Annotated in this window: 23 protein-coding genes; 16 read left to right on the top strand and 7 right to left on the bottom strand. The window is 39.2% G+C overall.

What is annotated here, in order from left to right:
• The first annotated feature begins 51 nt into the window (after positions 1-51).
• The 3 genes from prmC to Q0976_RS08165 all read left to right on the top strand — a co-directional run bounded on the left by prmC (position 52) and on the right by Q0976_RS08165 (position 2,436).
• Positions 52-894: a peptide chain release factor N(5)-glutamine methyltransferase gene (prmC, locus tag Q0976_RS08155; protein WP_299492843.1), complete on the top strand. Its 843-nt coding sequence runs from the start codon at positions 52-54 to the stop codon at positions 892-894.
• A gap of 157 nt (positions 895-1,051) precedes the next feature.
• A complete protein-coding gene (locus tag Q0976_RS08160; RefSeq protein ID WP_299492844.1) occupies positions 1,052-1,711 on the top strand; it encodes a class I SAM-dependent methyltransferase in 660 nt (219 codons plus the stop codon).
• A gap of 17 nt (positions 1,712-1,728) precedes the next feature.
• Positions 1,729-2,436 carry a transporter substrate-binding domain-containing protein gene (locus Q0976_RS08165; RefSeq protein ID WP_299492845.1) on the top strand — a complete coding sequence of 236 codons (708 nt, stop codon included), beginning with the start codon at positions 1,729-1,731 and terminating at the stop codon, positions 2,434-2,436.
• 41 nt (positions 2,437-2,477) lie between these two features.
• Here the strand turns inward: Q0976_RS08165 and Q0976_RS08170 are convergent, their stop codons facing one another.
• The gene (locus Q0976_RS08170; protein ID WP_299492846.1) at positions 2,478-3,968 is read right to left on the bottom strand and encodes a CoA-acylating methylmalonate-semialdehyde dehydrogenase; all 1,491 of its coding nucleotides are present in this window, start codon (positions 3,966-3,968) and stop codon (positions 2,478-2,480) included.
• Positions 3,969-3,982: 14 nt separating this feature from the next.
• The gene (locus tag Q0976_RS08175; RefSeq protein WP_299492847.1) at positions 3,983-5,326 is read right to left on the bottom strand and encodes an aspartate aminotransferase family protein; all 1,344 of its coding nucleotides are present in this window, start codon (positions 5,324-5,326) and stop codon (positions 3,983-3,985) included.
• A gap of 325 nt (positions 5,327-5,651) precedes the next feature.
• On the opposite strand from Q0976_RS08175, the gene Q0976_RS08180 reads away from it, so the two are divergent.
• The 11 genes from Q0976_RS08180 (at position 5,652) to kdsA (ending at position 16,462) form a co-directional block, all read left to right on the top strand.
• A complete protein-coding gene (locus tag Q0976_RS08180) occupies positions 5,652-6,551 on the top strand; it encodes a nitrilase-related carbon-nitrogen hydrolase (protein ID WP_299492849.1) in 900 nt (299 codons plus the stop codon).
• Between the two features lie 32 nt (positions 6,552-6,583).
• Positions 6,584-8,053 carry an NCS1 family nucleobase:cation symporter-1 gene (locus Q0976_RS08185; protein ID WP_299492851.1) on the top strand — a complete coding sequence of 490 codons (1,470 nt, stop codon included), beginning with the start codon at positions 6,584-6,586 and terminating at the stop codon, positions 8,051-8,053.
• 64 nt (positions 8,054-8,117) lie between these two features.
• The gene (codB, locus tag Q0976_RS08190; RefSeq protein ID WP_299492853.1) at positions 8,118-9,371 is read left to right on the top strand and encodes a cytosine permease; all 1,254 of its coding nucleotides are present in this window, start codon (positions 8,118-8,120) and stop codon (positions 9,369-9,371) included.
• A 376-nt stretch (positions 9,372-9,747) separates the two neighbouring features.
• The gene (locus Q0976_RS08195) at positions 9,748-10,194 is read left to right on the top strand and encodes a nucleoside deaminase (RefSeq protein ID WP_299492855.1); all 447 of its coding nucleotides are present in this window, start codon (positions 9,748-9,750) and stop codon (positions 10,192-10,194) included.
• 98 nt (positions 10,195-10,292) lie between these two features.
• Complete coding sequence (hydA, locus tag Q0976_RS08200) at positions 10,293-11,735, top strand: dihydropyrimidinase (protein ID WP_299492857.1); 1,443 nt, start codon at positions 10,293-10,295, stop codon at positions 11,733-11,735.
• A gap of 74 nt (positions 11,736-11,809) precedes the next feature.
• A complete protein-coding gene (locus tag Q0976_RS08205; protein WP_299492859.1) occupies positions 11,810-12,364 on the top strand; it encodes a hypothetical protein in 555 nt (184 codons plus the stop codon).
• A 114-nt stretch (positions 12,365-12,478) separates the two neighbouring features.
• Entirely contained in the window at positions 12,479-12,799 is a 321-nt protein-coding gene (locus Q0976_RS08210) for a hypothetical protein (protein ID WP_299492861.1), read from the top strand.
• Positions 12,800-12,912: 113 nt separating this feature from the next.
• Complete coding sequence (locus Q0976_RS08215) at positions 12,913-13,308, top strand: SirB2 family protein (protein ID WP_299492863.1); 396 nt, start codon at positions 12,913-12,915, stop codon at positions 13,306-13,308.
• A complete protein-coding gene (locus Q0976_RS08220) occupies positions 13,308-14,096 on the top strand; it encodes a tetratricopeptide repeat protein (protein ID WP_299492865.1) in 789 nt (262 codons plus the stop codon). Before Q0976_RS08215 ends, Q0976_RS08220 begins: the two co-directional genes overlap by 1 nt.
• A gap of 170 nt (positions 14,097-14,266) precedes the next feature.
• Complete coding sequence (locus Q0976_RS08225; RefSeq protein WP_299492867.1) at positions 14,267-15,523, top strand: DUF819 family protein; 1,257 nt, start codon at positions 14,267-14,269, stop codon at positions 15,521-15,523.
• Positions 15,524-15,613: 90 nt separating this feature from the next.
• Positions 15,614-16,462 (top strand): 3-deoxy-8-phosphooctulonate synthase, encoded by an 849-nt coding sequence (kdsA, locus tag Q0976_RS08230; RefSeq protein ID WP_299493147.1) that lies wholly within the window; start codon positions 15,614-15,616, stop codon positions 16,460-16,462.
• Between the two features lie 518 nt (positions 16,463-16,980).
• On the opposite strand, the gene Q0976_RS08235 is transcribed toward kdsA, so the two are convergent.
• Positions 16,981-17,082, bottom strand: a complete 102-nt coding sequence (locus tag Q0976_RS08235) for a MetS family NSS transporter small subunit (protein ID WP_299492869.1) — start codon at positions 17,080-17,082, stop codon at positions 16,981-16,983.
• Positions 17,082-18,593, bottom strand: a complete 1,512-nt coding sequence (locus Q0976_RS08240; RefSeq protein WP_299492871.1) for a sodium-dependent transporter — start codon at positions 18,591-18,593, stop codon at positions 17,082-17,084. The genes Q0976_RS08235 and Q0976_RS08240 overlap by 1 nt, the downstream gene beginning before the upstream one ends.
• 253 nt (positions 18,594-18,846) lie before the next feature.
• Between Q0976_RS08240 and Q0976_RS08245 the strand changes: the two genes are divergently transcribed.
• A complete protein-coding gene (locus Q0976_RS08245) occupies positions 18,847-19,302 on the top strand; it encodes a DUF6515 family protein (RefSeq protein WP_299492873.1) in 456 nt (151 codons plus the stop codon).
• Between the two features lie 451 nt (positions 19,303-19,753).
• Here Q0976_RS08245 and Q0976_RS08250 read toward each other — a convergent pair whose 3' ends face one another.
• Positions 19,754-20,686, bottom strand: coding sequence for a 2-dehydropantoate 2-reductase (locus Q0976_RS08250; protein WP_299492875.1), 933 nt, complete (start codon positions 20,684-20,686; stop codon positions 19,754-19,756).
• 69 nt (positions 20,687-20,755) lie between these two features.
• A complete protein-coding gene (locus Q0976_RS08255; RefSeq protein ID WP_299493149.1) occupies positions 20,756-21,112 on the bottom strand; it encodes a VanZ family protein in 357 nt (118 codons plus the stop codon).
• A gap of 146 nt (positions 21,113-21,258) precedes the next feature.
• On the opposite strand from Q0976_RS08255, the gene Q0976_RS08260 reads away from it, so the two are divergent.
• Positions 21,259-21,744 carry a YajQ family cyclic di-GMP-binding protein gene (locus Q0976_RS08260; protein ID WP_299492877.1) on the top strand — a complete coding sequence of 162 codons (486 nt, stop codon included), beginning with the start codon at positions 21,259-21,261 and terminating at the stop codon, positions 21,742-21,744.
• Positions 21,745-21,808: 64 nt separating this feature from the next.
• On the opposite strand, the gene Q0976_RS08265 is transcribed toward Q0976_RS08260, so the two are convergent.
• On the bottom strand, positions 21,809-23,179 hold the full coding sequence (locus Q0976_RS08265) for an MFS transporter (protein ID WP_299492879.1): 1,371 nt from the start codon (positions 23,177-23,179) through the stop codon (positions 21,809-21,811).
• Positions 23,180-23,227 lie beyond the last annotated feature (48 nt).

The raw sequence follows: 23,227 nt of genomic DNA on the forward strand, positions 1-23,227 counted from the left end.
TTGTTATTCCAATACCTATTAATCTTGTGTTCATAATGAAAAGGATATGCAGTGCAACTTATTATTGTTAAAGCGCTTGAATGGGCTTCATCACAATTGATGGATATTTCTGATACCCCTCAATTAGATGCTGAAATTATGTTATTACATGTGATTAATAAGCCGAGAGCTTACCTCTATACTTGGCCAGAAAAGAGTATAAGTTCAGAGCAAGGCTCTGAATTTAAAAGAATGCTTGCTAAGCGATTAGAAGGTAACCCCATCGCACATATTGTGGGTGAAAGAGAGTTTTGGTCATTACCTTTTAGAGTGAATCCAACAACGTTAATACCGCGACCTGATACCGAAATTTTAGTAGAAACTGCACTGAACTTACCTTTATCGGAGTCTGCACGTGTATTGGACTTAGGGACGGGAACCGGAGCGATAGCGCTTGCGTTAGCTCATGAGCGGCCATTGTGGCGAATGACGGGAGTGGATAAGGTGACAGATGCTGTTGAATTAGCGAAATTAAATCGCCAATCTCTTCATTTAGAACATGTCGATATTTTACAAAGTGATTGGTTTGATGCTATCAATTGCTATGATTTTAATCTAATAGTATCAAATCCTCCTTATATTGATGAGCAAGATCATCATCTCAATGAAGGGGATGTGAGATTTGAACCGCAAAGTGCACTTACTGCTTCAGAGTCTGGGTTTGCCGATTTGTATCATATTGCCGCAGCAGCGCGAGATTATTTAGCACCTGGTGGTTATCTGTTATTAGAGCATGGTTATCAGCAAGCCATTGCAGTCCGTGAGAAATTAATCGAATTAGGCTATGAAAATGTCTCGACGGTGAGGGATTTTGGCAGTAATGATCGATGTACTTTGGGCCGTTGGTCGAGATAAAAATACATCACTGAGTATTCATTATTCCCTTTAAGATGAGTTAATCAAATATTGACTCATTTTTTATGCCTGTACTAAAAGTAAATGTTCTATATTTATCCTTATTCGCTCATTATTCTATTGAATGACGGGTTTCCTATTTGAAAAAGGGTACAGGATGGAGTCACAAGACGATCCGAGTTATGCTGGTCAAGCGGTTTATACACGTAGGATGCTTTTGATTTATAACCTGTGGGTATTGGGTTTTTCTAACACATATTTATGGCGTTGCCCCACGACTTTTTTACGGGCGCAATTTCATAAAAAAATCAGTTCAAATCATCTTGATGTGGGTGTTGGAACGGGTTACTACTTACAGAAAAGTTTGACGTTAGTTCCAAGAAGAGTCGCTTTACTGGATTTAAATCCAGTGAGCTTATCAACGGCAGCGGCGAAGATAAAATCTTTTAACCCTGAAATTTATAAGGGCAACGTATTAACGCCTCTTGAGCTTGATTGTGAACCGTTTGATTCTATCAGCATGAATTACTTATTACATTGCTTACCCGGGAATTTAGTTGCTAAATCAGTTGTTTTTCAACATTTAAATGAATATTTAAATGAAGGTGGGGTCTTGTTTGGTAGCACCATATTGGGCCAAGGAACTCAGCCGGGCTATTTTGCAACGAAGTTGATGAATTTTTATAACAGCAAAGGTATTTTTGACAATTTGGACGATGATTTAACTAGCTTAGAAACCGTTTTGAATGAGAATTTTCAGCAAGTTCAAATTGAAATGCGAGGTTGTGTTGCTATATTCTCAGGTGTTAAAAAATAATGGTTATCGGGGGGAGCATGTTACTACGATGTGTTTTTTATTGTGTGCTCTGTGTGAGTTTTTATGCCCAAGCGGCGCAAACTCTACGAGTCGGGACCACGGGAGATTATCGCCCATTAACGTGGTTTGATAAGCAAAATAAAACGTTTAGCGGAGATGCGATCACCTTGATTAAACGTTTCGCTAAAGATGAGCAATATGACATTGAGTTTGTCCAAACACATTGGTCTGACTTATCAACAGATCTGGAAAATAATCGATTTCAAATAGCCGTTGGAGGGATTTCAGCCTCTGAGCAAAGAGCGAAGCAATTTTTATTTTCATTGCCTATACAGGTTTTTGGTAAAACGGCATTAATGCGTTGTAGCGATCAATCTCGTTTTAACACTTTCAATGATATTGATGTAACGGGAGTGAGGATAGTTGAAAATCGTGGGGGGACGAATGAAACATTTGCCTTATCTCAAGTTAAACACGCCACATTAATTATCGTGCCCAATAATCATTTACCATTTACCTACCTCCTTGATAATAAAGCAGATGTGATGTTTACAGATTCCATTGAAGTGGATTATATGCACAGCATTAATCCGTTATTGTGCGGCTTAAAATCAAAAAAATTATACACTCAATCTGAAAAAGTTTTTTTGTTTAGAAAAGATGAGCGTGGGTTACAGCAGCAATTTAATGTTTGGTTTAAAAAGCAAAAGACCACAGACAAATAAATAACGCGATTTGATTTGTTTGTGGCGTGCTGGGTTGAGGGCTACTTCATGGTGGGCATGACAAACTCTGTTTGATTATGCATAACTGTTGGCCAACGTGCAGTTATGGCTTTGCGTTTAGTATAAAAACGAACACCATCAGGTCCATGCATATGTAATGGGCCAAATAAAGAACGTTTCCAGCCACCAAAACTATGAAAGGCCATTGGAACGGGGATTGGCACATTGACTCCGACCATGCCAACTTGAACATGGTGACAAAAATGGCGTGCGACTTCGCCATTTTGGGTGAAAATAGCAGTACCATTGCCAAATTCGTGTTGGTTAATCAAGGTAAGTGCTTCATCATAATCCTTGACTCTCACGACACAGAGTACAGGACCAAAAATCTCTTCTTGATAGATCCTCATATTGGGTGTGACATGATCAAATAAGCAACCGCCTAAAAAGAATCCTCCCTCTCGGTCTTTTATTGATAATTGACGGCCGTCAGCGACAAGTTTTGCGCCTTCTTTAATCCCTATTTCAAGGTAATTTTCGACTTTATTTTTATGAGCACGGGTGATCAGTGGACCCATGTCCATTTCAGGTGTCATACCGTCACCTATTTTTAACGCATTAACTTTCGGTATTAGCTTTTCAATAATAGAATTTGCGATATCACCAACGGCAATAATAACAGAGATGGCCATGCATCGCTCTCCAGCAGATCCAAAAGCGGCGCCTGTTACGGCATTGACGGCTTTATCAAGCTCGGCATCAGGCATTACTACCATATGGTTTTTAGCTCCGCCGAGTGCTTGTACACGCTTACCGTGGGCTGATGCGGTCGAGTAAATATATTCTGCAATGGGGGTTGAGCCGACAAAACTAACGGCTTTGATATCGTTATGAGTTAGTAAGACATCGACAGCTTCTTTATCACCGTTGATGACATTCAGTACGCCATCGGGCGCACCTGCCTGAGTCAGCAACTGAGCAATACGAATAACCACTGTGGGATCTTTTTCAGATGGCTTTAAAATAAAGCTATTACCACAGGCGATGGCGATGGGAAACATCCACATAGGTACCATAAAAGGAAAATTAAAAGGTGTAATGCCCGCAACGACACCTAAAGGTTGATTCAACGTCCAAGCATCAATACCACTGCCAACTTGCTCTGTGTGCTCTCCTTTTAAAAGGTGCGGGATCCCACAAGCAAATTCGATGACTTCTAATCCACGAATGACTTCACCTTTGGCGTCATCATGCACTTTTCCGTGTTCTTGTGTAATCAGCATTGCCAGTTCGTCAATATTATTTTCAATGAGAGTTTTAAATTTAAATAAGATACGAGAACGATTTAAAGGAGTGACTTGAGACCAAGTTTGCTGGGCAATTTTTGCATGTGAAATGGCATTTTCTACTTCTTTTTGGCTCGCCATAGACACTTTAGCTTGTATGTCACCCGTGGCAGGGTTGAAAACGGCTTGCGTACGGATACTGTCTTTAGTTTCTTGACCATTAATATAGTGTGTGATTATTTTCATTGATTATTCCTGGGTTAATCGGCATGGCTAATAGCATCGGATAAGATGCCAATGAGGTTGTTAATTTCATCTTTTTCAATAATTAACGGGGGAGATAATGCAATTGTATCGCCGGTGACTCTGACAAGGGCACCACGGTAAAAACAATCTTCAAAAATAGTAAAGGCGCGTTTGCCTATTCCTGCATGACTGGGGGCAAATTGAATAGCACCAACTAAACCAAAATTACGAATGTCGATAACATTTTTTAAGTCTTTTAAACTGTGAATAGCCTCTTCAAAATAATGCTCTAATTGACGACTTCGCTGAAAAAGTTGATCGTTTTGATAAATATCCAATGTGGCCAAAGCCGCTGCAGCGGCAACGGGATGTCCTGAATAGGTGTACCCATGAAAAAGCTCGATAGTATCATCTGGCGCATTCATACAGGTATCATAAATCATATCATCGATAAGAACTGCCCCCATTGGCACAGTACCGTTAGTGAGCCCTTTCGCTGTGGTGATCATATCTGGAATGACTCCCCATCGCTCACTTGCAAAGCTATCTCCTACTCGTCCAAAAGCAGTAATGACTTCATCGAAAATGAGTAAAATACCGTGTTTTTGAGTGATTTCTCTGATCCGTTTTAAATACCCTTGTGGAGGGAGTATGACACCTGCTGAGCCAGCTAATGGTTCAATAATGACTGCGGCAATATTCTCAGCACCCTGTAAGAAAATGATTTTTTCCAAGGCGTCTGCTTTTTCAATACCCTTTTCAGGTAAGCCTTTACAAAAAGCATTGTTTTCTATATCCAAGGTATGAGGTAAATGGTCAACGCCTTGTAAAAGCTGAGCGCTAAAGTTTTTCCGGTTGGCAGGGATCCCACCGACAGAAATTCCGCCAAAGCCGACACCATGATAGCCAAGCTCTCGACCGATAAACCGATTTCGACTGGCTTCGCCGTTTGCTCTATGAAAATTCAGAGCGATTTTTAAAGCGCTATCGACAGATTCCGAGCCCGAGTTAGTAAAAAAAACTTTATTAAGTCCTTTGGGGCTGATACTGGCTAGGCGCTGAGCCAATTGAAAAATAAGTGGGTGACCCATCTGAAACGAGGGAGCAAAGTCCATTTCTTTTATTTGATGAGTGACAGCATGAGTGATTTCATTTCTGGAATGACCCGCATTGCAACACCAAAGACCTGCAGTGCCATCTAAAATAGTGCGACCTTCACTATCTTGATAATAGGCACCGTTTGCTTTTGTTAATAGTCTAGGTTTTGCTTTAAATTGTCTATTAGCCGTAAAAGGCATCCAATAGTTTTCTAATGAAAGTGTGTCTTTTGAACTGGCTTGTGGATCTTGTAATGTCATATACCCTATCCTCAATATTCTTTGAGTTATGTTTATTTAATGTGTTGATTTAATTGTTAAATACTACTTTGCATGGAATGGCGACATAGGCATTTGTCACTGACTACATTATTTTAAGAGACTTAATACTATTGCTGCCTATATTCTAGAATACACCAAGCTGTTTAAATAATGTGCAGTGAATGGTAACAAAATATACATAGATGTTTTTTTAAGCTAATGTATGCTTGTGTTAATTTTTTGTGGTTTTTTGGGGGCTGGTAATGACGTTAAGTCTGGGCTCTGGCAGTCGTGCTATCTTATCTCGAGTAATAGGAACAAAATAATGACTAAAGTTAAATGCGGTTTAATTCAAATGAGTTTAAAAGCTGATACTTCAGAAAGTACTGAGGTCATCAGGAAAGCGATGCTTGATGCTCATCTTCCTTTGATTGAGTCGGCAGCAGAGCAAGGTGTTCAAGTACTTTGTTTTCAGGAAGTATTTACTCAATCTTACTTTTGTCCTAGCCAAGATAATAAATGGTATCAAGCTGCGGAGAAGATCCCCGAGGGGCCAACCGTTAAATTGATGCAAGATTTAGCTAAAAAACATGCCATGGTATTAGTTGTGCCTATCTATGAAGAAGATATTACTGGTGTTTATTATAATACGGCTGCGGTAATTGATGCAGATGGCCGTTATTTAGGCAAGTATCGTAAAAATCATATTCCAGATGTTGCCCCAGGCTTTTGGGAAAAGCATTACTTTAAGCCCAGCAATTTAGGTTATCCCGTCTTTGATACAGCCTATTGTAAGCTGGGGGTTTATATTTGTTATGACAGGCACTTTCCTGAAGGTTGGCGAGCGCTGGCATTAAATGGTGCTGAATATATTGTCAATCCCTCTGCGACTGTGGCGGGGTTGAGTGAATACCTTTGGGAGCTTGAACAGCCAGCTTCGGCTGCGGCGAATGGTGTGTTTATTGGCGCCATTAATCGAGTGGGTAAAGAAGCACCATGGGATGAAAAAATGGGAGAATTTTATGGCTCTAGTTATATTGTTAACCCTAATGGAAAAATTGAAGCACAGGCAAGTAGGGATAAAGATGAACTATTGGTGCATGAAATTGATTTGAATATGGTGAAACAAGTTAGAAATGGTTGGCAGTTTTTACGAGATAGACGTCCTGAAAGTTACGGCGATTTAACCGAAGGTTACCAATGGAATGGTAACAAAATACGCTAGAAATGTATTAATGAAAAGTAATAGGAGTGAATATGGAGACTTCGGTATCACAGCCGATGAAAAAAGGGCACTTATATGAGTTAAACCTTGAAAAGGATGTGCTAAACAGTTCTCACTTTAATCATGATATTGCTCCTACAAAGGTTAATGAGAGAACTTGGACAAAATGGAATGTAGCTGCACTTTGGGTTGGTATGGCAGTGTGTGTACCGACTTATACTTTAGGAGGGGTATTAACTAGCTTTTTTGGCCTTGACGTAAAAGAAGCCTTATTCACGATTTTAATCGCGAATATAGTTATTCTTATTCCATTGACATTAAATGCCTGTGCAGGCACAAAATACGGTATTCCTTTTCCAGTGTTATTGCGTTCATCATTTGGAATGATAGGTTCGAATGTACCCTGTTTGATTAGGGCTGTGGTGGCTTGTGGTTGGTTTGGTATACAAACTTTGTTTGGAGGGATTGCCATTCACTTGCTGTTGTCCCATTTAGTGCCTGGCTGGGGATCACTTGCTGGTCATGGGGAAGTGATTGGATTTTTTATTTTCCTTTTTTTGAATGTTTATATTGTGATTAAGGGATCGGAATCGATTAAAATTTTGGAGTTATTGTCAGCGCCTATTTTATTGGCCGTTGGAATAGGTTTGATGATGTGGGCATACCCTCAAGTTTCGATGACAGAGTTATTAGCAGAACCCGCTAAACGCCCAGAAAATGCCTCCTTTTGGCCTTACTTTTTTGGTGGTTTGACTGCGATGGTTGGGTTTTGGGCGACATTGTCATTGAATATTCCTGATTTTAGTCGTTACGCAAAATCACAAAAAGACCAAATTTTAGGGCAAATATTGGGTTTGCCAGTGACCATGTTTTTTTATGCTTCATTAGGGGTGATATTGACTGCGGCTTCACAAGGATTAGTCGGTGAAACGATTTCAGATCCCGTCAATCTTATTGGTAAAATCAATAATCCTTTGGTGGTGTCCATTGCCATGCTTTTTATTATTATTGCGACATTATCAACGAATACTGCGGCAAATGTGGTCTCTCCAACGAATGACTTTCAAAATATTGCGCCAAAAAAAATTAATCATACCAAGGGTGTTTTGCTAACGGGATTAATTGGTTTTATTTTAATGTCTTATGATTTAGTGCAGAGAATGGGGTGGATTAATTCTGATTTTCGTCTTGAAGATATGTATTCAAACTGGTTATTGGGATATTCGAGTTTGCTGGGGCCAATAGCAGGTATAATGGTGGTTGATTACTTTATTATTCGCAAACAGTATTTAAATTTACCTGAACTTTATAAAACCCAAGGTATTTACAAAGGGGTGAATTATTCAGGCATGTTTGCTTTTATTTTTCCTGTTTGTTTAACATTAATTGCGGTGAATGTTGATTCCTTTTCATGGTTTTACCACTATGGTTGGTTTACAGGCTCTATTTTGGGGGGAGTCATTTATTATTTGCTTTGTAAAATGAAAAGAAACAATGAATAAATTTATTTTGATTAAATTATCAAAATTCATTTTTGCTGACTCATTTGATTGAAATGGCGTATAGATGAAAAGTCAAGATTACCCTTTATCAGCAGTACCGCTATCGAGTCGAAAAACATTATTTTCGCTCAGTTGGGTGTTAATGGGGTTTACCTTATTTACTGCAACCATGTTTGCAGGAGGAAAAGTGGGGATTGCTTTTCCTTTTTGGCCTGATCTGATCATGATCCTTTTAATCGGTAATATGCTATTAGGAGGCTATGCTGCTTTTTTAGGTAAGATTGCTTTTCACACAGGATTGAATACCCAATTGTTAGCACGTTTTAGTTTTGGGCGCTTAGGTGCTGGGCTGGTGGATTTAGTGCTTGGGTTGACGCAAATTGGTTGGTACGCTTGGGGGACGGCGATGCTCGCTGTATATAGTCTGCAAATGATGGAGGTGCCATCAGAGTCGAGCCATTATTCACTGTATTTAAACAGCATTATTATTTGTGTCGGCATGGCATTTTGTGTCACAGCTTTTATTGGTTATAGAGGGCTGGAAAGCTTATCGATATTGGCTGTGCCATTAATGCTTGTGTTTATCATGATCAGTTTATATCACAGCTATGAGACCAGTATTATGGCGACCTTTTTACCATTATCTTCTGGGTCGTCGACACTGTCTTATAGTATGGCGATTACGTTAGTGTTCGGTACATTTTCAAGTGGAGCAACTCAGTCAACGAATTGGACTCGATTTTCGTCTTCCTCTAAGGGGGCAGTGTATTCCAGTTTATTAGCATTTTTAATTTGTAATGGTCTAATGGCATTTGTTGGCGCTATTGGTGCTTATGTCTATGGTGAACCTGATGTCGTTAAGGTATTGCTATTACAAGATTTATTCTGGTTTGGCTGTTTGATGTTAATCTTGAGTCTTTGGACGACTCAAGACAATACTATTTATAACTTTTCTTTAGCTGCTTGCCATTTATTTCGGACTCATAATAGGCGACTCTGGACAGTAATTGGGGCTGGAGTTGGCATTATCTTAGCTCTCTTTCGTATCGATCAACATCTGGTTGAATTTTTATTGCTTTTGGGCGTATTTATCCCTCCAATTGGAGGCGTGATTATTGGAGATTATTTTTTTGTTAGAAAGCAACACTATCCTCAAATAGACTGTTTTTTTTTCCCGAGTATTAATATAGCGGGATTAGGAGCTTATTTTATTGCCTGTTTTATTGCCTATGTGAGCCCAGGTATTGCTCCGATTAATGGCATAGTGACGGCTATTATTCTTTATAGTTTATTGGGCAATTGGCTTAGGCGTTATTAAACTTTCTGGTGATTTTTACAGCGGTTTGTGATTTATTGATACTGCTAGGGATTGTGGTTTATTGATACTGCTAGTGGTGGGCTTGTACGATCGTTGTTATTCTTGGCATGGACTCAAATGTTATGTTATCTCTTCCACTTATGGGGTCGTACATAAAAGTGATAGTGTCGTAGAACCTTGCCATAAACGCTGTTAGTAGGATTCGGCAAAGCGTACTTTACTCTTTGTTGAGAAGCCCTCTTTTGAAAGTACGGGGTCTAGGATGACTGAGTATCATAGCTCTTACTGCAAATAAAACACGTTTATTACGGGGGGAATTTAACCATTAAATAACAACAGTTTCTAGATCATTTCATCGCCACTAAGAGAGAATATAATGAGTCGAGATCATGATTTTATGAAAGAAGCGTTATTAGAAGCAAAGAAAAGTTTATCTCAGGGAGGGATCCCTATTGGTTCTATTTTAGTGATCGATAATCACATTATCGCTAGGGGCCATAACCAGAGAGTACAAAAGAACAGCGCTATTTTACATGCTGAAATGGATTGTTTAGAAAATGCAGGCCGATTAACCGCTGCTCAATATCAGCAATCCACACTGTATTCAACGTTGTCTCCTTGTGCGATGTGTAGTGGCACATCTTTACTTTATTCTATTCCGAGAATTGTTATCGGTGAAAATATAACTTTTAAAGGACCTGAAGAATACTTGATGTCACAAGGTATTGAGTTATCAGTGTTAAATGACAGTCAATGCATTGACTTAATGACTCAATTTATCGAGCAGCAACCCACTTTATGGAATGAAGATATTGGTATATAACTGATATTGAAGCCAGTGTCATGGGGAATTTGAATTATTGCGTCACTTTTTATGGAGTTGTTTGTATTTCCATTTTATTCATAAAATAGGAGAGCTGCATGTCAATTTTAATAAGAGGCGGCACAGTCGTGAATGCCGATACTCGTTTTATTGCAGATGTTTATTGTGAGAAGGGATTGATTAAAGCGATAGGTGAGAACTTATCGGTGCCGAGTAATGCTGAAGTGATTGATGCTAGCGGACAATATGTGATGCCAGGTGGGATAGATCCCCATACTCATATGCAGCTACCTTTTATGGGAACGGTGGCCAGTGAAGATTTTTATACTGGTACAGCAGCAGGGTTAGCGGGGGGGACAACTAGCATTATCGATTTTGTTATTCCAGGTCCCAAACAGCCATTAATGGAAGCATATAACGAATGGAGAGGCTGGGCTGAAAAAGCGGCTGCTGATTATTCTTTTCATGTGGCGGTGACTTGGTGGGATAAATCGGTTCATGAAGATATGGGAAAGCTGGTTAATGAGCATGGAGTAAATAGCTTTAAGCATTTCATGGCATATAAAAATGCCATTATGGCTGATGATGAAATTTTAGTGAATAGTTTTCGTCGTTGTGTCGAACTAGGTGCAATCCCTACGGTACATGCGGAAAATGGGGAATTAGTTTTCCAATTGCAAAAAGAGTTATTAGCTCAAGGGATCACCGGCCCAGAAGGCCATCCTTTATCCCGCCCGCCCGCGGTTGAGGGGGAAGCGGCTAATCGAGCAATTAAAATTGCTGAAGTGATGAATGTGCCACTTTATGTCGTGCATGTATCATGTAAAGATTCGCTTGATGCTATCGTTCATGCACGAAATGCGGGTCAAAGAGTCTATGGGGAGTGTTTAGCTGGTCACTTATTGATTGATGACAGTGTTTATCGCCATCCCGATTTTGCTTATGCTGCTGCGCATGTAATGAGCCCACCTTTTAGAAGTCAGTCGCATCAAGATGCATTGTGGCAGGGGCTACAATCAGGCAATCTACAAACGACTGCTACGGATCATTGCTGTTTTTGTGCCGATCAAAAGGCTATGGGTAAAGATGATTTCAGTAAAATCCCTAATGGTACAGCAGGTGTTGAAGATAGAATGACCGTTCTTTGGGATGCGGGTGTAAATAGCGGCCGTTTAACCATGAATGAATTTGTGGCAGCAACTTCGACTAACGCAGCGAAAATATTTAATATTTATCCAAGAAAAGGTGCAATCAATATTGGATCTGATGCCGATATTGTAATTTGGGATCCAGAAGGAACACGGATTATTTCTGCAAAAACCCATCATCAAAATATCGACTTTAATATTTTTGAAGGACGTAAGGTTAAAGGGGGAGCTTCTCATACAATAAGTCAGGGCAGCCTTGTGTGGGTCGATGGCGATTTAAGAGCCGTTAAGGGAGTCGGCCGTTATATAAAAAGACCGGCATTTCATCCGATGTTTAAAGCCATGAATACCTTTAAACAGCAGCATGCACAAGGCGCTGTAAAACGAAAATAGCAAGAAATATCGCAAGCTACACTGATATACTCCTTGAATATAATGGATAAATATTCAAGGAGTGAACATCTACTATGTATTCAATATTACCCAATAAAGCACTTAATCCTCACGGAACACTTTCTGATATTTTTATCGGTATGGGGTTTGAGTCTTTCCATCAAATCTGTGAATGGATTTGGCATTTACCCTATGGGAGAACTCATCATAGCCATCAATATATGAGTGTGATTGAAGAGCAGAAAGGCACCTGCAGTACTAAACATGCCTTATTAAAAGCATTAGCTGATGAGTTGGGCATTGATGTGGTATTAACCGTCGGTATTTATGCGATGACAGAAGCGAATACTCCAGGAGTTGGAAAAGTGCTTGAGCAATTTAAGCAGGATTTTATTCCTGAAGCACATTGTTATTTAACTTATCAAAATCATAGAGTTGATTTAACGCGCTTCATGCTTGTTACCAGCGAACCTATCACTGAATTTTTTGTAGAAAAAAGTATTACCGCTAATGAATTAAGCACTGCTAAGTCTACTTTTCATTATACGTTTCTAAAGAATATGTTTGGCCGAGAAAAAGCGGCGAAGATCTGGATGATAAGGGAGCGGTGTATTCAAGCTTTGAGTTAACGGAGATAGCATGTAATAAACTGTAATAAGAGGTGAGTGTTTACTGACTATAATCACAGTTGTGCATCATCAAAAACAGTCAGGTAAATGAGACCATAGGAGCTAAGGAAGGCAATGAAACTAAAATTAACGAGGAATGCTGGTTTATTCGCAGATTATAGTGCTTATGCGACTGATAAAACCAAGGTGTTATTTTATATCCATTCTACCGAACATTGGGCCCTATCCAGTGCTGATGTGAAAACAGCTTTCATGAAAAGACAGATAACCGTTGCATTAAAGCCCAATGAAAAAGGCGAAGGGGCTTTTTCGTTAGGTACTGCAATTAACTGCCGTTATTGTCTTAAATTACACCCAAATCCCTGCCTGTTTTATATTCAGCTTTTAGAGGTGATGTTATTTGCCTTAAAGGGATCGAACGTGATCCAAGAGTAAGCAAGATGTGATGATAAAGTGAGCAGTTTTTGTGATTTTTTTTTGGAATTGGTGATGCGAGAAGGGATCGGGTACACTAATGCCTTTCTTAGCCACTTGATAGATACTTTAACATGGAATTTTTAACGGGTTTATATCCTGGCATTAAGCACTTACATCTTACTCTGGTTGCAACAAGTGTGTTGTTTTTTATTTTTCGATTTGTGCTGCATTTACGTGATTCAGTGATGTTGGATAAGAAGTGGTTGAAGATTTCACCCCATGTCATTGATACTTTCTTATTGTTGTCAGGGGTGCTTTTGTGTTTCATTATTCAACAATTTCCCTTTGTCGATCCTTGGTTGACTGAAAAGTTAGGTGCGGTTGTAGCTTATATTGTACTGGCGACTATTGCGTTGAAAGCAAATCGAGGGAAACTCTTTAAGGTTTTTGCTGCATTTGGAGCGCTAGGTTGGGTTGTATATGCTGCAAAAATAGCAGTTTTTAAACAGGCAATATTAGTAGGTTAATGACAAAATTAATTCTTAGTGATGCGATAAAGTTACCTGAGATCGCATTTGACATAACGCAGCATCTTGGCTTTTCAAAAGTACAAAGCACACAATGGGCTTGGTATGCATTGGCCGGTTCAGTATTAAGCCATTACGTGGTTGATAGACATGAGCGTTTATCGGCTTTACTTTATTGGTTTTTTCAAGAGAAAGGTTTTTGTGCAAGAGAAGATTATTTCAGTGTTGAAGCGGCTGATTTAGGACGTTGTTTAGTGACGCGCCAAGGCAATAGTACAACATTGGCAACCTTATTGATGCTACTGGCAAAACAACTCGATTTACCGGTAGATTTAATTCTATTACCGGGTTTTACGGCTTTGTGTTGTCGAATCGACAACCAAGTTTATTATATCGATCCCTTAACGGGAGAGCGTATGAACAAGCATCAATTGCATGTACTTGTTCGTGGGGAGTTGGGTAATGCTGCAAAGTTAAAGCCTAGTTATTTAAAGCCTGCGACGCCTAAGCGTATTGTGTCTCGCATGATCCATGAAATTAAGGCAGGTTGTATTATTTCACGTCAATTTGAACCTGCGATGGAGTGCAGTAACTTATTGCTTCAGTGGCACAGTGATGATTTGAATCTGAATAGAGAGCGTGCTTTTATTGCTCAGCAGCTAGGGTGTTTAAGTTTAGCCACTGCAGATTTAGAATACTTCATTGATAATAGCCCGAACGATCCTCTGATTGAACTGGTGAAAATACAACTGAAAGAGTTACGCAGTGAAGTTGAAGTGTTTCATTAGCTCAGATTAAATGACTACCTGCTCATAATGTAAACTAGTGCCCTTATTTTAAGGGCGCTGTTATATCTCTAAGCCTAAAAATAGGCAGTACAAAAGTGGATTAAGTTTATTCAATTCTTTAGATGGAAAAATAATAATAAAGCAGCCATGACTGCAAGGGAGAAGTATTTATGAATGAAACAGCTTTAGTGACTAACGACGCGATTGCGTTAGGTATGTTAACGACGATTCTAGGGGGGATTTTTTATACCAGTACCAGTTCCCATCCATTTTGGAAAAAGTTTTATCGCTTCATCCCTGCTTTGTTATTGTGTTATTTTTTACCTTCACTGCTAAATACTTTTGGTATTGTGGATGGTGATACCTCTAAACTTTATTTTGTCGCATCACGTTATTTATTACCTGCTTGTTTAGTATTGTTGATTTTAAGTGTCGACTTAAAAGCCATTTTATCTTTGGGTCCTAAAGCATTAATTATGTTTTTGACAGGAACTGTGGGTATTGTTATCGGTGGCCCCATTGCATTATTGATCATTTCTTCTCTTAACCCAGAGGTATTAGGAGGCCATGGCCCAGATGCTGTTTGGCGAGGCATGACCACATTAGCAGGAAGTTGGATAGGTGGCGGCGCCAATCAAGCAGCAATGAAAGAAATTTATGGTGCGGGTGGCAATATTTTTTCAGTCATGGTGACGGTTGATGTTATTGTGGCCAATATATGGATGGCTGTATTGTTATTTATGGCTTCTAAAGCAAAAGAAATTGATGCAAGAACAGGAGCGGATACTTCAGCTATTGACGTATTGAAGTCAAAGGTTGAGCAATATCATGCTGAACATGCTCGTATTCCCAGTTTGCGAGATTTGATGCTGATTGTGGCGATTGGTTTTGGTGTGACAGGGCTGGCACATTTTGCTGCTGATTTCCTCGGGCCTTACTTTGAGGCGAATTATCCTTGGACACAAGCCTATAGCTTAACGTCTAAATTCTTTTGGTTGATTGTCCTTGTAACGAGTGTAGGACTTGCTCTTTCTTTTAGTCCGGTGAGACATATTGAAGCGGCAGGGGCATCAAAAGTGGCTTCTGCTTTTTTATATATTTTAGTGGCAACCATAGGCTTGCATATGGATGTGTCTAAGCTAGCCGATGAAGCCAATCTTTGGTATTTTGCTATTGGTATTATATGGATGTTAGTGCATGCGACTTTCATGTTGTTGGTGGCTAAGTTGATTAAAGCACCATTATTTTATATGGCAGTGGGTAGCCAAGCGAATGTGGGAGGAGCGGCATCTGCGCCTGTTGTTGCTGCAGCATTTCATCCGGCTCTAGCCCCAGTTGGTGTGCTATTGGCTGTATTGGGTTATGCTTTAGGGACTTATATGGCTTGGCTTTGCGGACAAATTTTACAGCTAATTGCTGTGTCATAAAATAGAATATAGAGAAACATTATTTTTATCCATGGGGAACTTGTATGATGATTTCCCCAATAATGAATGGCTTTTTGAAGAGATATAATGATGAGTGATAAAGTGATAAAACTAGGTGAAATTGAAATTGCCAATAATAAGCCATTTGTTTTATTTGGTGGTATGAATGTGCTTGAATCCCGCGACTTAGCCATGAGTATTGCTGAGACCTATGCGGAAGTAACACAAAAATTAGGGATCCCTTATGTATTTAAGGCTTCATTTGATAAGGCAAATCGCTCTTCAGTGAACTCTTACCGTGGGCCAGGCATGGAAGCAGGACTGAAGATTTTTGAAGAAATTAAATCCACTTTTAATTTACCCATCATTACGGATGTGCATGAAGTGCACCAGTGCGCACCTGTTGCTGAAGTCGTTGATATTATTCAGTTACCTGCTTTTTTAGCTCGTCAAACAGATTTAGTGGTCGCGATGGCAAAAACGGGTGCGATTATTAATGTGAAAAAGCCACAATTTTTAGCACCTCATGAAATGCGTCATATTATTACCAAGTTTAATGAAGCGGGTAATGATGAGATTATTCTATGTGAGCGTGGAAGCAGTTTTGGTTATAATAACTTAGTGGTTGACATGCTGGGCATGGATGAGATGAAGCAATCAGGCTATCCGGTTATTTTTGATGCAACGCATGCTCTGCAACGTCCAGGTGGGCGAGCTGACTCAGCTGGAGGCCGACGTGCTCAAGCGACCGAACTGGCTCGAAGTGGTATGGCTTTAGGTTTAGCGGGGTTATTTATTGAGGCCCATCCAAACCCTGATCAAGCGAAATGTGATGGCCCTTGTGCTTTGCCTCTGCATCAATTAGAAAATTACTTAACGCAAATGAAAGCGGTTGACGATTTGGTTAAATCGTTTGCGCCTATTGATACCAGTAAATAAATATTATCACCTTGAATAGGTTGCGTTGATGAAAAGCAATAAGGCCGCTAGGATCTGTTGATCTTTAGTGATCAAATTGTGTTCAGATAAACGTGTTTTAATCGCGGCGAGAGGTGTGATGCCTAGTCATTCTAAGCCCTTTCTTTAAACAGAGAGGCTCTCAACAAAGAGTAAAATACGTTTAATGAACCCTACTTTATAAAAGAATGAGGACAGTGATTGTCCCTCCTTATCTACGGTGTTATTACTTATTGATGGACGACCCCATGAATGGGGGGCAGAGCGACGTTTGGAACCCAAGCCGACGACGCCAAGGATGGAGAAGGTAGAGCGACGTTTGGAACCCAAGCCGACGACGCCAGGGATGGAGGAGATAGAGCGACGTTTGGAACCCAAGCCGAGAATAACGATATCACATAAGCTCTGCCTCGTATAAAGAAACGACAAACTGCTGCAGAAATGATCGCCAAAGAACAACAGGCCCTAGTACCATTAGCGGCTTTTTATCCTTGCCAAACTTACTTTTCTTGTTTGTGGATGGCGATGGCGATACAAACTGCAGCTCCTCCCCAAGTCAGGGCTAAACCAATACACATCATAATAATTGCTGAAGTTGTCATTACTTTTTCTCATTTTTGATAGAGGAAGATTGATTAAAAGGTTTGGAGCAAATATTAATGATGATAGCAATAATCAACATTACAATGATGAGTCCCCATCCCAGAAAAAGTTGCTCGCTTAAATCATATTCTCCATACCCTTGGGTTAAAGTATTAAATAAATTTCTTATTAGGATGATTAACAATAAAGCTGGGCTAATATAGCGTAAGCAAAGCTCCATCCATCTTCCGACGGAAAAATCTGAAAGTTGATTAGCGTAATGCCTGATACTTGATGCTTTGATAAACCAAGCAATAAGAATAACTTCGACTAGGCAGCTGAAGAGTAGCGCAATATTATTGATAAAGTAATCGACTAAATCGAGTAATAATATTCCCCCATTTGTTGCAAATAATAAAGAAAGGGCAAAACCCAGTCCACATATGAGTGTGGCGACCTTTTTTCTTGGGTAGGAGGATTTATCTATTATCGCAGAAATGACGGCTTCCATAATGGAAATATGAGAGCTGAGCCCAGCAACCACTAAAGTAAAAAAAAATAACGGTCCTAAAATATAAGGAATGGGTAAGTGAGTAATGGCTTCGGGGATTGTGACAAAAGCGAGGCCGACACCTGATGAGATAACATTGGTGATGGGTTGAGCTTGTTCATTGGCCATATGGCCTAAGACGCTAAAAATAAGAATACCAGCAAGAATAGAAAAGCCACAATTGATAAATACCGTTATCATTGCATTATTGTTGATATCAGATTTTGTCGGTAAGTAACTAGAGTAAGCAAACATAATGGCAAATCCGACACTTAAAGTGAAAAATATTTGACCGTATGCTGCTGACCAAACCTTACCGCTAAATAATTGATTAAAATCAGGTTGAAAGAGATAGTTTAATCCATCTTGTGCACCAGGAAGAAAGGCGGTTTGAGAAATAAGAAATAGCACCATAATGAGTAATAGTGGCATTAAGAGTTTATTCGCTTTTTCTATCCCCCCTTTAACGCCAGTATAAACGGCAAAAAAAGTAATACTCCATGCAATGAGCATCGGAATTGCAATATGCAGTAATAAGTCACCTAGCTGTGAGGGGGAATGTTCCCCTAGTTGTAAGAATTGTGTAAAAAAGAATTCATTAGTGTCACTTCCCCAATTTTGAGTGAAAGATAGACCTAAAAAAGAAATAGACCAACCTATTATTGCGACATAATAAATGCCAATAACAGCGGCAATCATGACTTGAAACCAACCGAGCCACTGTAAACGGGTATTAAGGCTTATGCCAAGTTGTTCAAATACCCCAGGAGCGGCTTTGCGTAATTTATGTCCTAAACCAAACTCCATGATCATAAAAGGGATCCCAGCGGAAAGCATGGCGAACAAATAGGGGATAAAAAAAGCGCCCCCACCATTTTCATAGGTAATATACGGAAAGCGCCATATATTCCCTAAACCAATGGCAGAACCCACTGCTGCGAGTATGAACCCCGTTCTTGTATTCCATTGCTCTCTTGCCATAAGTATTCCTTATTATTTGTATTTATAAAGTTTAGTTACATTTCTTTCCCTTTGTTGAATGAATTTAGATTAAATTTGATATTCATTTTTGAGTTAGATATAAATTCAAATTGCTCAGTGAGGAAATATTATAAAAATTATTTTTTATAGGGTGTTAGCTTTGCTTTACGTTGATTTTATTATTGTTGGCACTTATTTACCTTTTTTCGAGATACAATCTTTTATTTTTAGGGTTAACCCTTTTGAGGTCGTTATGAAATTTTTTAGTCGATACAGTATGTTGTTAATAATACCTTCAATTTTTTTCAGTCCATTAAGTTTGAGTGAACCCCATGGTCATGGTGAAAAGCATGGAAATAAAAGAAATGATAAAGTGGTTGTTATCGTTAAAGAGCCTAAACACAAAGTGGGTTATAAAAGGAAACATATGCCCAAGGGGTCGACTCGCATTGTAGTGAAGAAGAGCAATTATTATTTCTATGATGGTTTTTACTATCGCTCGATACGCGGTCAATACCAAGTTGTTGCGAGTCCTTATGGCGCTCGAATTCAGAGATTACCAGTGGGGTATAAAAAGATTGTGATTGGCGTGACGCCTTATTTTATGTTTGAAGGCACTTATTACGTATATAAAGAGAGTACGCGAGATTATATGGTTGTTGAGAAACCTCATTCAAATAATCAAGTGATCATAGTGTCAGAACACTAGTGTGCTGGTGAGATTTATTTTTTATTACTTGAAAAAATTGCGTCGGTTCAAAGGTATAGAATGATATTTTTCAGGTGTGGCTCACTTTATTTTTGGCCATTAGTCACGAAAAGGAGTGTGGCCTATCTTACTGTCACATTGAACCGACTTGAAAAGAGTTTGGATAAAGTGTCTCAATATACGAACGGGTCATGTTGGCTTGTTCAAGCAATATAACTAACTTAATATAAAATGGCATATTTCGCTGGAATGAGAAGAGGTTTAGGCTAGACAATTTGTTGAAGGAATAATGAGACTTCGGCAGGAACAATCCATAACGTATGTTTTGTGAAATATCGGTATTTTTATCGACATTAAAGGTGATTTTTCCATCTCATAGCCCCTAGGATAAAGTCCAACACAAATAGGGGCAAAATAGCGGTATTTAGAGGAGTTTTTAAAACATTCAAGTTCAATCGTTATTTATTGATTCAATTTGCTTAATTCGACGGTAGAGATATCTATTTTCTGGAACGGCTATTTGATACTTTTCTGCTTGTTGAATAAGATAACCGTTAATATTGTCAATCTCACTTTTTCTATGATGCTTAATATCTTGATACATAGAAGAATAATTATTTTTAGTGAGAGAAATGACATCAAAAATACGCTTAAGTAGAGGCGCTTTTTCTAATTGAATACCATCATGTTTTGCGACTAAAATGACTTCGTCTGTGAGCTTGTCTATTGTTGAGTAATATTGATCGGCTATTAGTTGTCCATTCTTACACTGTTCAATCGCCGTGAGTGGATTGATTGTGGCATTGACGGCGAGTTTTTGCCATAACATGGGGAGAATGGGATCGCAGAATTGAATATTATCAAGGCTATCTAACAATTTTTGTTTTAACTTAGTACTCATTTTTGGACCATAATAGTGGCCAAATTGAGTGAGCCCTCTACCCGTCTGTTCTATATGCCATTTATCATGTTTAAGGGCCCCTTGGGATGTTGTGCCTAAACTTAAACCTAAGGTGGGGTAGGAGTCTTGCAATATTTTCTCAATAATGAGATGGGGTCCCATTCCATTATGGAATAATAAAATATGACATTGGGGCTGAAGTTTATCGAGTAATGGCAATAATGCGTTAGTGACTTGATAGGCTTTGACACAGACTATTAACAGTTGAATATTGCTTAGCTTTTCAGATGGATTTTGTGCACTGACAAAATGGGCCTCGTATTCAGCTTTAATACCGTTATTTGTTGTGTGGGCTATGTGTTGACTCCGTGTATTGTGCCGATCAATTAAGTGAAGTGAGTCAGTATGTGTTTTAGGTTGGCTTAATTGAAGATGGAGGAGTTGGCCAATGGCTCCGGCACCTAATATTCCGATATGATTCATATTAAGAGCTCTACGCAGTTCTATAGGGAAATCCTTGCCCATTATACTTCAAATGTACTCTTGAAAAACTTATTTTCTCTTTAAGTGATTTCTGAGTTTATGTGCCAAAAGAAGTATATAAAAGCTGGATATACCAACAAAATCTGCGATGAGATCGCCCAAGGAAGCAGTTCGATAGGGAAGTGCTGATTGCACGACTTCTATTATGATGGCATAGCTGATTAAAAAGGCCATGATAAGATAATATTTAGGTTTAAAAGCATAATAAGTCAGTAATGTTAATATAAAAAAACTAAAGGCATGAGCGAGTTTATCGAAATGTGGGATCCAAGATGGACTATAATTGGGACGTGAAAAGACTAAATAACTGATTAGTATTAAACTGATAAATAGTGCAATTTTAAATATTAACGGTTTTCTAATCACAATCGAAGACATCATGTTGTTTGGCTTCATCATAGGCTAAATTACAGTTAAAAGTCATCTACCCAGTTATTTTATTCGTAGGTAGCTTCAACTTTATCGATTCCATGGGTAGACTAGACCTTTTTGAGTAATAGGACAAATACATTATGCCTTCTATGGATATCGTCTCTGAAGTTGATGACGTCGAATTACGTAATGCGGTGGATAATTCGCGGCGAGAACTCAGTAATCGTTTTGATTTTCGTGGCAAAGAAGCCAGTATTGAATATAAAGATCACGTGGTGACGTTATCAGCTGAGGATGATTTCCAATGCCAGCAGCTGGTTGATATTTTACGTATGCAGTTAAGTAAAAGAAATGTTGACCCTGCGGCTATGGACGTTGATGATAAAGCTGTTCATAGTGGAAAAACATTTTCTTTAAAAGTGAATTTCAAGCAAGGAATTGAAACTCTCATTGCTAAAAAGTTGGTGAAATTAATTAAAGACAGCAAGCTTAAAGTACAATCATCAATTCAAGGGGATTCTGTCAGAGTGACAGGTAAAAAGCGTGACGATCTTCAAGCTGTGATGGCATTGGCGAGAGAGTCCGACTTAGGACAACCTTTTCAATTCAATAATTTTAGAGATTAGTGTTCATTATTTTGAGCCCTCATTCACTGAGGGCTTTGATGCTTTCGAGAGTCCATAACCCTGTTTATTCAGGATGAGGTGCATATTTGTTGACTAGATAAATAAGCCCTAACACGGGGAGACCAATTGCACTGGTGGAAATGAAGAAACTAATATAGTCAAAATGATCAATATACACACCGGAGAATCCAGCAATAAATTTTGGGAATAACAGCATAATGGATGATAGTAAAGCATATTGAGTCGCACTGAATCCACTGCTTGTTAAACTAGATAAATAAGCAATGAAGGCTGAAGTGGCGATACCTGAGCAGAAATTATCTACTGAAATAATCCCTGTGAGTAACGTGACGTCATAACCGACCATGGCTTGATAGGCAAATAAAACATTGGTAACAGAAGCCAATAGAGCGCCTAAAAATAGAATTTTCATCGTACCATACCGGGCAATCAAAAGGCCGCCGAATCCCGCACCAACTAAGGTCATGATGAGCCCATAGACTTTGGTAATGGTCGCAATTTCTGTTTTAGAAAACCCCATATCAACGTAAAAGACATTTGCCATTATTCCCATGACAATATCAGATATTCGGTAGCAAGAGACCAGTAATAAAATGAGAATAGCGCTGCGGCCATAACGTTTGAAAAAGTCGATAAAAGGTAAGGCTGCTGCGGTATATAACCAAGATAAAATACCCGCTATTTTTTCTGGGTAGTGTGACGACAATGTCTTTTTTAATTGTGCTTCTTGTGCATCAGTACTACTGGTCTCAACAACAGGTTCACGGCAAAAAAGTGTGGTAAATACGCCCACCAGCATAAAGCCTGCCATAACAAGATAAGCGGTTTGCCAAGCATGTAAGTTATACAATTGACTGTCAGGTTCAACCCATGCTGCTATGGTGAGAGCCCCTGCGGTAGAGATTATCATGGCACAGCGATAACCGACTTGATACGCTGCGGCAAGTGCAGCCTGCATTTTTTGTGGTGCGGATTCAATGCGAAAAGCATCAATCACAATATCTTGAGTGGCAGAAGAAAATGCGATCAAAAAAGCAAATAGAGCTAAGTTTTGTAAGTTTGCAAGCGGGTCACTCTGACTCATAGCCACAATGGCTAAAATCACTAAGCTTTGGGCAAATAACATCCACGCACGCCTTCGACCTAATAAGCGTGTCAAAATGGGCAAGGAAAGTCTATCAACGAGCGGGGACCAAACCCATTTAAAGCCATAAGTGAGTGCGATCCAGCTAAAATAACCTATTGCACTGCGGTCAACGCCTGCTTCTCTGAGCCAAAATGACAGCGTTGAAAAGACCAACATAAGGGGAAGGCCTGATGAAAATCCCAAAAAGAGTAACACAAGAACACGTTTATGGCGGTAAATAGAAAAGGCTTGTTGGATACGTTGTAATCGAGTGCTGGGAATAGTCATAAAATCACTACTTAAAATTAGATAAGGCTAGCTTAAGCGGGAGAGGAC

Source organism: uncultured Shewanella sp. (genome assembly GCF_947501665.1).
GTDB lineage: Bacteria > Pseudomonadota > Gammaproteobacteria > Enterobacterales > Shewanellaceae > Shewanella.